This is a genomic window from Bacillus sp. SIMBA_026, assembly GCF_046535335.1.
GTDB classification, from domain to species: domain Bacteria; phylum Bacillota; class Bacilli; order Bacillales; family Bacillaceae; genus Bacillus; species Bacillus velezensis.
Window position 1 is genome coordinate 689802 of sequence record NZ_JAWRWX010000001.1, and the last position, 13321, is coordinate 703122.

The following is a 13321-nucleotide window of genomic DNA, read 5'->3' on the forward strand; positions in this document are numbered from 1 at the left end:
TCAAGGTGTGACCGCTTTAATCAGAGACGGCCCCCGGCGGATCAGGCAGACATGACGGGAAACTGATCAGATACTGTAAAGATCGGTTCTGACGGCTGGGAGAGTTTCGTCTCCGTTTATACGTAATAAAAAACACCTCCAAGCTGAGTGCGGATTTCAGCTTGGAGGTGCGTTTATTTTTTCAGCCGTATGACAAGGTCGGCATCAGGTGTGACAAATACGGTATGCTGGCTGTCATAGGTGACAAATCCGGGCTTTGCGCCGTTTGGCTTTTTCACGTGTCTGATTTTTGTATAATCAACCGGAACGGAGCCGGAATCTTTCGCTTTGGAAAAATAAGCGGCGATCGCAGCCGCCTCCAGTATGGATTGTTCATCCGGATCGCTGCTTTTAATCACAACGTGGGAACCCGGAATGTCTTTCGTGTGGAACCATAAATCATCCCTTGCGGCAGCTTTTGTCGTTAAGTACTCATTTTGTTTATTGTTTTTGCCGACAAGAATCGTCAATCCCCGTGAAGATTCATATTGCTCCAAAACAGGAACGTGCTGCTTCTGTTTTTTCTGTCCCCGCTGCTGTTTCGGTCGCAGATATTTGCCTTCCACAAGCTCTTCCCTTATTTCGTGAATATCCTTTGTGGACGCGGAGGAGAGCTGCTGGATCAGCTGATCGAAATAAGCGATTTCCTCCTCGGCCAGACGGATCTGTTCTTTTACCACCTCGACGGAATTCTTCGCCTTTTGATACTTTGTAAAATACATCTGTGCGTTTTCTGACGGTGTTTTGTTCGGATTTAAAGGGATGGTCACTGTCTTACTTTCTTCATCATAATAATTGATGACTTCCGCTTCTTTGTCACCTTTTTTCAGCATATACAAATTCGCCGTCAGCAGTTCGCCGTATAGCTGGAATTCCTTCGCATTCTCTGAGTAGTCGAGCGTCTTTTCCAGCTTTTTTATCTTATTGGCGTTCTTTTTCCGTTCATTTGCGACAAACCGCTCGAGATCCTGAGCCTGCTGTTTGACGCGGTCGCGTTCCGCCTTGCCGAAATAAAACCGGTCCAACAGCTCACTCAGTGAGTGAAAGGTGCGCTCCTCTCCGTTTACATGTGTGAGAGACAGGAGATAAAAGTATTCCTTTCCGCCGGCTGTCGTAATGTTCGGTGTAAACCTGCAATCTTTCACGGCATGGAACATTTCAATCAGCGTCTTCGGCAGCGTTATTTTGTTAGCGAGACCCGCTCTGTGAACGGCTTCTTTTGAAAACAGCGGAGAAACACCGGAGAAGTGTCTGACGATCTGCTGGTCAAGCCGTCCTTCCTGAAAACTGAGATAACGTAAAACGTCTTCTTCATCCGCGGCAAGCGGCGAAATTTTTTCCTGAGCGGGGGGAAGCTTGTAATCATAGCCCGGCAGAACGGTCCGGTAGCTGTTCATCGACGGAGATAAATGCTTCAGCCCGTCGATGATGGCTCCTTCTCCGTCAGTCAGAATAATATTGCTGTGCCGCCCCATAATTTCAACATACAGCGTTCTGACGGTTTCGTCGCCGATTTCATTTCTGCTTTTTATGCGGAATATCATAATCCGGTCTAATCCGGCCTGTTCTATTTTCTCAATAAATCCGCCTTCTATATGCTTTCTGAGCAGCATACAAAACATCGGCGGCTCGCTCGGATTTTCATAAGCCTGATTCGTCGTGTGCACCCGTGAATAGCTCGGATGCGCCGATAATAATAATTTATGGTTTTTTCCGTTAGCGCGGATATGGAATATCACATCGTGCTTAAAAGGCTGATGGACTCTCGTAATCCGGCCTCCGGCGATCCGGCTGTTTAATTCATGTGTCATTCCGTATGTAAACATGCCATCAAAAGACATATAAAACACCCTTTCCTTCTTCCTGCATTCGATAATTATAGCATGAAAAGGGACGAGTCAGAATAAGCTTGTTTACAGAGTGACATCTCTAAAGCGAGGCAGGGGAGTGGACGAGAAGAATGAAGTTTCATGAAATGGGACAAACCGATTTGCTGAAAGCAACAAATACGTCCATTAAACAGGGGTTGACCGAAAAAGAGGTGAAAAAACGCCTTGAAAAGCACGGACCGAACGAGCTTCAGGAGGGCAAGAGGACACCGGCGATCGCCGTGTTTTTCGCCCAATTTAAAGATTTTATGGTGCTCGTGCTGCTGGCGGCAACCTTAATATCCGGGTTTTTAGGCGAATATGTAGATGCCGTAGCGATTATGGCGATTGTATTTGTCAATGGGGTTCTCGGTTTTTTTCAAGAGCGGCGTGCGGAAAAGTCTTTACATGCATTAAAAGAGCTGTCAACGCCGTATGTGTCAGCGTTGCGGGACGGGAGCTGGAAGAAAATTCAGTCCAAGGAGCTCGTTCCCGGCGATATTATGAAATTTTCAAGCGGCGACCGGATTGGCGCGGATGTGCGGATCGTTGAAGCGAAAAGCCTTGAAATTGAGGAATCGGCGCTGACCGGGGAATCAATTCCGGTGGTTAAACAAGCTGATAAACTGAGAAAGCCGGATGTTTCGTTAGGCGACATCAGCAATATGGCGTTTATGGGTACGATCGTAACGCGCGGCAGCGGTGTCGGCGTCGTCGTCGGTACAGGAATGAATACGGCAATGGGGAAAATCGCCGATATGCTGGAATCCGCCGGCAGCCTTTCAACACCGCTGCAGCGAAGACTTGAAGAGCTCGGCAAAATTTTAATTATCGTCGCGCTCCTTTTAACGGTATTGGTCGTTGCAGTCGGCGTCTTACAGGGACATGAGCTTTACAGCATGTTTTTGGCCGGGGTGTCATTGGCCGTCGCCGCGATTCCGGAAGGGCTTCCCGCCATTGTTACGGTGGCATTATCAATCGGCGTCCAGCGCATGATCAAACAAAAATCAATTGTCAGAAAGCTCCCGGCGGTTGAAACATTGGGCTGCGCCTCTGTCATTTGTTCTGATAAAACCGGCACGCTGACACAAAACAAAATGACCGTCACCCATATGTGGTCAGGGGGAAAAACATTTAAAGTGTCAGGCATCGGCTATGAGCCGGAGGGCGTTTTCACCCGAGATGAGCGGGAAATCAAGCCGAAAGATGAAAAGATTCTTGAACAGATGCTGGTTTTCGGCGCGTTGTGCAACACATCCGAAATCGCACTGAAAGACGGCCATTATGTACTCGACGGTGATCCGACAGAAGGAGCGCTGCTGACGGCTGCAAGAAAGGGCGGCTATTCAAACGATTGGCTCAGCGCGCAATACCGCGTGGTTGCCGAGTTTCCGTTTGACTCCGTCCGCAAAATGATGACCGTCATTGTAGAGGATAAGGAAAAAAAGCAGTTCGTCATCACTAAAGGAGCGCCCGATGTGCTGATTGACCGCTCGTCACATCTGATGTACGACGCAAGAAGCGCGCCATTTTCAGGAGAAAAGAAAGCAGAAACGGAAGCGGTTCTGAAAGAGCTGGCGTCGCAAGCTTTGCGTACGATCGCGATTGCTTATAAACCGCTTAAGCCCGGAGAAAAGCCGACAATGGAGCAGGCGGAAAAAAATCTGACGATGCTCGGCTTGTCAGGCATAATTGATCCGCCCCGTCCGGAGGTCAGACAGGCAATTAAAGAATGCCGTGAAGCCGGCATTAAAACGGTTATGATCACAGGGGATCACGTCGAAACGGCAAAGGCCATTGCGAAAGATTTGCGTCTTCTTCCGAAAAAGGGGCGTGTGATGGACGGCAAGACGCTGAATGAGCTTACGGAGAAAGAACTTATCGAAACGGTCGATGATGTCTACGTCTTCGCACGCGTGTCGCCTGAACATAAATTGAAAATCGTCAAAGCGTTCCAGGAAAACGGACACGTCGTCGCCATGACGGGAGACGGGGTTAATGACGCGCCGGCCATAAAGCAGGCAGATATCGGTGTTGCCATGGGCGTGACGGGAACGGATGTGGCAAAGGAAGCCTCTTCTCTCATTCTGGTAGATGATAACTTTGCTACGATTAAATCAGCCATAAAAGAGGGACGGAATATCTATGAAAATATAAGAAAATTCGTCCGGTATTTGCTCGCCTCCAACGTCGGTGAAATTTTAGTGATGCTGTTTGCGATGCTTCTCGCTCTGCCGCTGCCGCTCGTTCCGATTCAGATATTGTGGGTGAACTTAGTCACTGACGGGCTGCCGGCGATGGCCCTCGGTATGGATCAGCCGGAAGGAGATCTGATGAGGCGGAAGCCGCGGCATCCGAAAGAAGGAGTGTTTGCGAGAAAACTGGGCTGGAAAGTCGTATCAAGAGGGTTTTTAATCGGAGCCGCAACCATTTTAGCGTTTATCATCGTCTATCACCGCAATCCTGAAAATCTGCCCTACGCACAGACCGTTGCATTCGCGACTCTTGTCCTGGCTCAGCTTATACACGTGTTTGACTGCCGGAGCGAAACGTCTGTTTTCTCCCGGAATCCGTTTGAAAATATCTATCTGCTCGGCGCCATCATTTCTTCTATCTTCCTGATGGTCATCGTCATCTATTATCCGCCGCTGCAGCCGATTTTCAAAACAGTGCCGATTACGCCGGGCGATTGGATGCTGATTATCGGTATGTCGGGCATACCTACTTTTTTGCTGGCGGGTTCACTTTTGACAAGAAAAAAATAATTCCATATGATATAATCTTAGGGGTAATAGCATGTCTATTGCCCTTTTATTTTGATAACGGGAAAGAATTGGGTGTTTCATATGATACGGAGTATGACAGGCTTCGGCAGCGCAAGCAGCACAAAAGGCGATCTCTCGGCAACCGTTGAATTGAAATCCGTCAATTACCGGTTCAAAGAAGTGAACGCCCGCCTGCCACGGCCTTTGCTATATGTAGAGGATAAGCTGAAACAAACGATATTACAGCATATACAGCGCGGAAGAGTAGAGCTGTTTCTCACTGTAAACAGTGACGCGCTCATAAAAAGAAGCCTGAACATCGATTGGGAGCTCCTTGATGAATATGTGAGCGCCGCACGCGTCATGAAAGAGCGCTACAGCCTGGCCGCAGAACCCGATGCAATGGATTTCTTTAAATTTGAACATATTGCGCAGATACACGAAGAACAGATGCGTGATGATAAGCTTGAAGAAGTCATCAGGGAAGCCGCTGAGCTGGCTGTAAAGGAACTTTGTGACATGAGGGAAAAAGAAGGCCGGCTTTTGGCGGAAGACTGCTTTCTGCACATTGAGCGGCTTGAGACGCTGTCCGAACAGGTGAAAGAGCGCGCTTCGGCCGTTGTTATTCAATACCGCGAGCGTCTTTACGCCCGAATGAAGGAATGGACGGAGGACGCGCTCGACGAAAGCAGGCTGATCACGGAATGCGCCATTTTCGCCGACCGTTCTGATATCACGGAAGAAATTACCAGATTGAAGAGCCATTTTGTTCAATTCCGTGATATATTAAAAGAAGGCGGGGCAGTCGGCCGCAAACTTGATTTCCTTGTTCAGGAGCTTAACCGGGAAGCGAACACGATCGGCTCAAAAGCCAATGATCATCAAATCACAAAGCTTGTCGTTGAAATGAAAAGTTCTATTGAAAAATTGAAGGAACAAGTGCAAAATATAGAATAGCGACTGTGCGTATTGTTTACAGACGGTCTCTTCAGGTTACACTAGAGACGTCTATTTTACAGGGGGAACGTAGAAGATGACGATTAAACTGATTAATATCGGATTTGGCAATATCATCTCCGCCAATCGGATGATTTCGATTGTCAGCCCGGAGTCTGCGCCAATAAAGCGAATGATCCAGGATGCAAGAGACCGCGGAATGCTAATAGACGCTACATACGGACGAAGAACCCGTGCAGTTGTCGTCATGGATAGTGATCACATTATCTTATCTGCCGTCCAGCCTGAGACAGTTGCACACAGACTTTCTGTGAAAGAAGAAATTATGGATGAAGGGCAGGGGTAATTGCCGCATGAAAGAAAGAGGGTTATTAATCGTTCTCTCAGGTCCCTCCGGAGTTGGAAAAGGAACGGTTCGGCAAGCAATATTTTCACAACAGGACACGAAATTTGAATACTCAATTTCAGTCACGACGAGAAACCCGAGAGAGGGCGAGGTCGACGGCGTCGATTATTTCTTTAAATCTAGAGATGAATTCGAACGCATGATTGAAAACAACAAACTGCTTGAGTGGGCGGAATATGTCGGCAACTATTACGGAACGCCCGTTGATTATGTCGAACAGACGCTTCAAGAAGGAAAAGACGTCTTCTTAGAGATTGAAGTGCAGGGCGCGCTCCAAGTGCGGAATGCATTTCCGGAAGGCCTGTTTATCTTCTTAGCGCCGCCGAGTCTTTCTGAGCTGAAAAACAGAATCGTGACAAGAGGGACTGAAACCGACGATTTAATCGAAAACAGAATGAATGCCGCAAAAGCTGAAATCGAAATGATGGACGCGTATGATTATGTCGTTGAAAACGACGATATCCAAACGGCTTGTGATAAGATTAACGCAATCGTTCTCGCCGAGCACTTAAAACGTGAACGCGTCGCTCCGAGATATAAGAAAATGCTGGAGGTAGAATAACTTATGTTAGATCCGTCAATTGACTCTTTAATGAATAAATTAGATTCTAAATATACGCTGGTGACCGTGTCTGCAAGACGCGCGCGTGAAATGCAGATCAAAAAAGACCAGCAGATTGAACATACCATTTCTCACAAATATGTAGGCAAAGCTTTAGAAGAAATTGACGCGGGCCTGCTTTCGTTTGAAAGAGAAGACAGCGAATAACAAGCACACGTAGCAACCTATCTCTACATAGGTTGTTATTTTTTTCCGTTTGGGATTTGTCCAATGCTTTCATAAAGGGGAGAAGACTTCATGAAAAACCGAAACATTTTGCTATGCGTAAGCGGAGGAATTGCCGTTTATAAAGCTTCCGCACTCACGAGCAAGCTGGTTCAGGCCGGCGCAAACGTCAAAGTGATTATGACTGAGTCCGCGCGTGAGTTTGTTTCTCCGCTGACATTTCAGGCGCTGAGCCGGAATGAAGTGTATACAGATACATTTAATGAACAAAATCCGAAGGTGATTTCTCATATTGATGCCGCTGACTGGGCGGATTTAATTATTGTCGCGCCCGCTACGGCAAATATCATCGGCAAGCTTGCCAACGGAATTGCTGACGATATGCTCACAACGACGGTGCTGGCCGCTGAGGCCCCGGTCTGGGTGGCGCCTGCGATGAATGTCCATATGTATGATCATCCGGCGGTGAAACGGAACATCTCTGTGCTTTATCAGGACGGGGTCCGCTTTATCGAGCCGAGTGAAGGCTATTTGGCATGCGGATATGTCGGCAAAGGAAGGCTGGAGGAGCCGGAGCTTATTGTTGAGCGTGTCAGAGAGCATTTTAAGGAGCCTGAAGACGAAGCGCCGCTGAAAGGAAAACATATTGTCATTACGGCCGGTCCGACGCGCGAAGCCGTGGACCCTGTCCGCTTCTTCACAAATAAATCCACCGGCAAAATGGGCTACGCCGCTGCTGAAGCCGCCGTCCGTCTCGGGGCGCGGGTGACGCTGATTTCAGGCCCGGTGTCAATAGAGCCGCCAGTCGGGCTGTATCAGTTTCTTCCTGTGCAATCGGCAGCCGATATGAGAGAAGCTGTGCTTTCTGTGTTTGATTCATGCGACATGGTGATTAAGACGGCGGCCGTGGCCGATTTTACGCCGGCGGCTGTTTCTGATCACAAAATGAAGAAGAAAGACGGTTCGCTCGTGATCGAATTCAACCGTACGGCAGACATACTGAAAGAACTCGGCGAACGGAAAACACACCAGCTGCTGGTCGGATTTGCGGCTGAAACGCAAGACGTCGAACGCTATGCGCGCAGAAAACTCGAACAGAAAAACCTTGATATGATCGTTGCGAATGATGTGAAAGCAGAAGGAGCCGGATTTGGCACGGATACGAATGTCGTCACCTTCTATTTCCGGGACGGAAGAAAACGGGAGCTTGCGCTTATGTCTAAACTTGACGTTTCCTTTGAAATGCTGAAGGAAATGACCGCTTTGAAAGCCGAGGACCGAAAACCCGTATGAATGTAGCAGAAGTCATTGTCGATGTCAGCTCCAAAAACATTGACAGACCCTTTGATTACAAAATTCCCGATCATTTAAAAGGGATGATCGAAGTCGGAATGCGGGTGATTGTCCCGTTTGGCCCGCGCAAGCTTCAAGGATTTGTGACCGGTTTGAAAGATTCGTCTGAATTAAACGGCGGCTCAATGAAGGAAGTCGAGAAGCTTCTTGATTTGACGCCCGTGCTGACTGAGGAACTGATGCAGCTGTCTTCATGGCTTTCTGACAAAACGCTGTCGTTTAAAATCACGGCGCTTCAGGCAATGCTGCCCGCCGCACTGAAGGCGAAGTACGAGAAAGAGCTGAAAGTCGTTGACGAAGAAGCGCTGACACCGGAGATCAAACAGCTTTTCAGGAATCAAAAAAGTCTTCTGTACTCGGATATTACCGATGAAAGCATTCTTTCGTCACTTCAAAAATTCGTGCGCAAAGGAAGCATTGATGTCACATATAAAGTCGCCCAAAAAACGAATAAAAAAATGATCCGCATGATCGAAGCGGGGGCAGACAAAGAAGAACTCACCCGGCACGCAGATTCATTGACAAAGCAGGCTTCTAAACAGCTCGCCGTGCTTACTTATTTTATCGGCGGGGGAGCAAAGATTTCCGCGGCCGAACTTTGCAAAAAGACCGATTCCAGTTCAGCGACGCTGAAAACGCTTCTTAAAAAGGGGCTTCTTACGGAAAGCTTTGAGGAGGTTTACCGCGATCCTTATCAGGACAGAATGTTCAAAAAAACAGAGCCGCTCTCTCTTACAGAAGAGCAGCGGGCCGCTTTTGAGCCGATTAAACAAGCTGTAGCCGACCATGTCCATCACGTCTTTCTGCTTCACGGCGTCACGGGAAGCGGCAAGACGGAAATTTACCTGCAATCCATTGAAAAAGTGCTGGCAAAAGGACAAGAAGCCATCGTGCTCGTTCCGGAAATCTCGTTGACACCGCAAATGGTCAACCGTTTTAAAGGCCGCTTCGGCTCACAGGTTGCGGTCATGCACAGCGGATTATCCACAGGTGAAAAATACGATGAATGGCGGAAGATTCAGCGCAAGGAAGTCCGGCTTGTCGTCGGAGCCAGATCGGCCATCTTTGCCCCGTTTGAAAATCTCGGCATGATCATTATTGATGAAGAGCACGAATCTTCCTATAAGCAGGAGGAAATGCCGCGGTATCATGCAAAGGACGTAGCCATCCGCCGGGCCGAGCATCACAGTTGTCCGGTCGTCCTCGGGAGCGCCACGCCGACATTGGAATCATTTGCGCGGGCGAAAAAAGGCGTTTATGAGCTGCTTCCGTTAAAACATCGCGTAAATCGCCAGCTCATGCCTGACGTTTCTCTCGTTGATATGAGAGAAGAACTGAGAAACGGCAACAGATCAATGTTTTCAAGAGAGCTGATGGAACAGCTGGAAGAGAAGCTTGCAAAAAAAGAGCAGGCCGTCCTTTTTCTGAATAAACGGGGGTATTCCTCGTTTGTGATGTGCCGGGACTGCGGTTATGTGCCGCAATGTCCGCATTGCGACATTTCAATGACTTATCACCGCTACGGACAAAGGCTGAAATGCCATTACTGCGGCCATGAGGAACCTGTACCGGGAACATGCCCGGAATGCGGCAGCGAACATATCCGCTTTTTCGGCACGGGAACGCAGCGTGTGGAGGAGGAGCTTACCAAAGTGCTGCCTCAGGCGCGCGTAATCAGGATGGATGTGGACACCACTTCAAGAAAAGGCGCCCATGAAAAACTGTTGTCAGCGTTCGGTGAAGGGAAGGCGGATATCCTGCTCGGTACGCAAATGATCGCAAAAGGGCTTGATTTTCCGAACGTGACGCTCGTCGGAGTATTAAGCGCAGATACGACGCTTCACATCCCTGATTTCAGGGCCGCGGAGAAGACATTCCAGCTGCTGACACAGGTAAGCGGACGGGCCGGGCGGCATGAAAAGCCGGGAACGGTGGTCATTCAAACGTATACACCGTCTCATTACAGCATTCAGCTGACGAAAACGCACGACTATGAAACTTTTTTTCAGCAGGAAATGGCGCACAGACGGGCCCAGTCATACCCGCCTTATTATTACGTGGCGCTGGTGACTGTTTCTCATGAAGAAGCGCCAAAAGCCGCGGTCACCGCAGAAAAGATTACAAACTATTTAAGAGCGGGATGCGGGCCTGATACGAAAATTCTCGGGCCGGCGGCTTCCCCGATCGCCAGGATCAAAGATAGATATCGCTATCAATGCGTGATAAAATACAGACAGGAAAACGAGTTGCAGATTCAGTTGAAAAAGATACTGGAGCACTATAAACGCGACATTGCGCAAAAGCATGTAATGATTTCAATCGATATGAATCCGTACATGCTGATGTAACATTAGTTTTTGGAGGGCAAAATTTTGGCTGTGAAAAAAATCGTCACACACCCGGCGGAGGTTCTGGAAACACCTGCCGATGAAGTGACAGTGTTTGATAAAAAATTAAAAAAACTGCTTGACGATATGTACGATACGATGCTTGAAATGGATGGCGTCGGCCTCGCCGCGCCGCAAATCGGTATTTTAAAAAGAGCGGCCGTCGTGGACATCGGTGAAGAAAGCGGCCGGATCGACCTTGTAAATCCGGTTATTCTTGAAAAGAGCGGTGAACAGACCGGAGTCGAGGGCTGCTTAAGCTTTCCCGGGGTTTACGGCGATGTCACCCGCCCGGATTACGTAAAGGTAAAAGCCCACGACCGTAAAGGAAAACCGTTTATTTTAGAAGCGGAGGGTTTTTTGGCCAGAGCCGTTCAGCATGAAATGGATCATTTAGACGGCATTTTATTCACATCAAAAATTACGGCTTACTACACTGAAGAAGAACTGGCAGAAATGGAAGGATGATTGGATGACAAGGATCGTTTTTATGGGAACGCCCGACTTTTCAGTTCCCGTCCTGCGCACGCTTATTGAAGACGGGTATGAAGTAGTTGGCGTCGTTACGCAGCCTGACCGCCCGAAAGGCAGAAAAAAAATCATGACGCCCCCTCCTGTAAAAGCTGAAGCTGAACGTCACGGCATTCCCGTGCTTCAGCCCGAAAAAGTAAGGCTCGAAGAAGAAATAGAAAAAGTGCTCAGCCTGAAGCCGGACCTGATTGTTACGGCGGCATTCGGACAGATCCTGCCCAAGCAGCTGCTGGACGGCCCGAAATACGGCTGTATCAACGTACACGCGTCACTATTGCCTGAATTAAGAGGCGGAGCGCCGATACATTATTCGATTCTCCAAGGGAAGAAGAAAACCGGCGTGACGATCATGTATATGGTTGAAAAGCTTGATGCGGGCGATATGATTTCTAAAATCGAAGTGGAAATTGATGAAACGGATAACGTCGGCACGCTTCACGACAAATTAAGCATAGCGGGGGCAAAGCTTTTGTCAGAGACCGTTCCGAACGTCATTTCCGGAAATATTAAACCGATCAAACAGGACGAATCAAAAGCGACTTACGCGCCTAATATTAAGCGTGAGCAGGAGCGGATTGATTGGGCAAAGCCCGGGGAAGAGATTTACAACCAGATCAGAGGTTTAAACCCTTGGCCTGTCGCCTATACAACTTTGAACGGTCAAAATATTAAAGTATGGGCTTCTGAAAAAGTTGCGGCAAAAACTGAAGCTGCGCCCGGAACAGTCATCCGCACGGAGCAAAACGGCATTGTCGTCGCAGCAGGAAACAGCACCGCCCTTTTAATCACAGAGCTGCAGCCGGCGGGAAAAAAACGGATGAAGGGCGAAGATTTCGTAAGAGGCAAAAATGTGCAGCCCGGTGACGTGTTAGGAGAAGCAAATGAAGAAAATTAATGTCCGGGAGCTCGCCCTTGAAGCGCTTGAGAAGCTTGAGCAAAATCAGGCATACAGCAACCTGCTTCTTACATCGGTTATCAAAACGAACACGCTCAGCGATCAGGACAGAGGACTGCTGACAGAGCTTGTCTACGGAACGCTGCAAAATAAAATCGCCTTAGACTATATGCTGAAGCCTTTTATCCGCAAGCCGAATAAGGTGAAGCCGTGGGTGATTCAGCTGCTTCGTCTGTCCGCATATCAAATGGAGTATTTAGAAAAAATACCGGATCGCGCCGCCATTCATGAAGCGGTTGAGATCGCCAAAAAACGCGGGCATAAGGGCATTGCGTCCTTTGTCAACGGCATCCTCCGCTCCCTGCAGCGTGAAGGGGCGCCGTCATTCGCTGAAATTGAAGACCCGGTTCTCCGTCTTTCCACAGAGACAAGCCATCCCGAATGGCTCGTAAAAGAGTGGGTCGAGGCGTACGGCTTTGAGGCAGCTGAAAAGATCTGCCGGATTCATCTCATTCCGCCGAAGCAGACGCTCCGTGTCAATCACATAAAGAGCGACAGGGAAACGGTGCTGAATGAGATGGAGAAAGCCGGTCTGGAAGCGGAAGCCGGAGACCTTTCTCCTGATGCGATTAAGCTTTTAAAAGGAAGCATCGCGAACACGGCATTTTTCCAAAACGGCCGGGTATCCATACAGGATGAAAGCTCTATGCTTGTCGCGCGGGCGCTGGACCCGAAGCCGGGCGAAACCGTTTTAGACGCATGCGCCGCACCGGGCGGAAAGTCGGCTCACATTGCGGAACTGATGGAGAACGAGGGGAGCCTCATATCGCTTGATCTTCACCGCCATAAAGTGAAGCTGATTAAAGAGGGCGCCGAACGGCTCGGGCTTACGATCATCGACGCACAAACGATGGATGCGCGGAAAGCGGGAGAGGCCTTTGGCGCAGAACGGTTTGACCGTATTCTCGTTGATGCCCCTTGCTCAGGTTTCGGCGTCATCAGAAGAAAACCCGATATGAAATATACGAAGACGCCGGAGGACAGCAGACGGCTGTCAGAAATCCAGCTCGGCATTTTAAGGGAAATCGCCCCATTAGTAAAAAAAGGTGGCACACTCGTATACAGTACGTGTACAATGGACCGGACAGAAAATGAAGAAGTTATGCATGCGTTTATACAAGAACACCCTGAGTTTGAACCCGATTTGTCTCTTGAAAAGCGGCTGCCTGAAAAGGCGAGACCCTTTGTTCAGGATGGAAGCCTTCAAATTCTTCCGCATTATTTCGGAACAGACGGTTTCTTTATTAGCAGCATGAGAAAGAAGGGATAAAAA

General features: G+C 48.7%; 11 protein-coding genes. 10 read left to right on the plus strand and 1 reads right to left on the minus strand.

Annotation, left to right across the window (positions count from 1 at the left end):
• Nucleotides 1–173 precede the first annotated feature (173 nt).
• Nucleotides 174–1880 (minus strand): Rqc2 family fibronectin-binding protein, encoded by a 1707-nt coding sequence (locus SB847_RS03500; protein WP_044801503.1) that lies wholly within the window; start codon nucleotides 1878–1880, stop codon nucleotides 174–176.
• 119 nt (nucleotides 1881–1999) lie between these two features.
• On the opposite strand from SB847_RS03500, the gene SB847_RS03505 reads away from it, so the two are divergent.
• From SB847_RS03505 to rsmB, 10 genes are all read left to right on the plus strand, one after another.
• Nucleotides 2000–4672: a calcium-translocating P-type ATPase, SERCA-type gene (locus tag SB847_RS03505; RefSeq protein WP_410570095.1), complete on the plus strand. Its 2673-nt coding sequence runs from the start codon at nucleotides 2000–2002 to the stop codon at nucleotides 4670–4672.
• Between the two features lie 81 nt (nucleotides 4673–4753).
• On the plus strand, nucleotides 4754–5629 hold the full coding sequence (locus SB847_RS03510; RefSeq protein WP_014417740.1) for a YicC/YloC family endoribonuclease: 876 nt from the start codon (nucleotides 4754–4756) through the stop codon (nucleotides 5627–5629).
• A gap of 76 nt (nucleotides 5630–5705) precedes the next feature.
• Entirely contained in the window at nucleotides 5706–5975 is a 270-nt protein-coding gene (gene remA, locus SB847_RS03515) for an extracellular matrix/biofilm regulator RemA (RefSeq protein ID WP_003154355.1), read from the plus strand.
• A gap of 7 nt (nucleotides 5976–5982) precedes the next feature.
• Nucleotides 5983–6597, plus strand: a complete 615-nt coding sequence (gene gmk / locus SB847_RS03520; RefSeq protein ID WP_003154347.1) for a guanylate kinase — start codon at nucleotides 5983–5985, stop codon at nucleotides 6595–6597.
• A gap of 3 nt (nucleotides 6598–6600) precedes the next feature.
• Entirely contained in the window at nucleotides 6601–6804 is a 204-nt protein-coding gene (rpoZ, locus tag SB847_RS03525) for a DNA-directed RNA polymerase subunit omega (RefSeq protein WP_003154346.1), read from the plus strand.
• A gap of 90 nt (nucleotides 6805–6894) precedes the next feature.
• Nucleotides 6895–8115 (plus strand): bifunctional phosphopantothenoylcysteine decarboxylase/phosphopantothenate--cysteine ligase CoaBC, encoded by a 1221-nt coding sequence (gene coaBC, locus SB847_RS03530; protein WP_406527694.1) that lies wholly within the window; start codon nucleotides 6895–6897, stop codon nucleotides 8113–8115.
• Nucleotides 8112–10523 carry a primosomal protein N' gene (gene priA, locus SB847_RS03535; protein WP_410562329.1) on the plus strand — a complete coding sequence of 804 codons (2412 nt, stop codon included), beginning with the start codon at nucleotides 8112–8114 and terminating at the stop codon, nucleotides 10521–10523. Before coaBC ends, priA begins: the two co-directional genes overlap by 4 nt.
• A gap of 24 nt (nucleotides 10524–10547) precedes the next feature.
• On the plus strand, nucleotides 10548–11030 hold the full coding sequence (gene def / locus SB847_RS03540; RefSeq protein WP_029325903.1) for a peptide deformylase: 483 nt from the start codon (nucleotides 10548–10550) through the stop codon (nucleotides 11028–11030).
• A 4-nt stretch (nucleotides 11031–11034) separates the two neighbouring features.
• Nucleotides 11035–11988 (plus strand): methionyl-tRNA formyltransferase, encoded by a 954-nt coding sequence (gene fmt / locus SB847_RS03545; RefSeq protein ID WP_038457972.1) that lies wholly within the window; start codon nucleotides 11035–11037, stop codon nucleotides 11986–11988.
• On the plus strand, nucleotides 11975–13318 hold the full coding sequence (rsmB, locus tag SB847_RS03550; RefSeq protein ID WP_410562326.1) for a 16S rRNA (cytosine(967)-C(5))-methyltransferase RsmB: 1344 nt from the start codon (nucleotides 11975–11977) through the stop codon (nucleotides 13316–13318). Before fmt ends, rsmB begins: the two co-directional genes overlap by 14 nt.
• Nucleotides 13319–13321 lie beyond the last annotated feature (3 nt).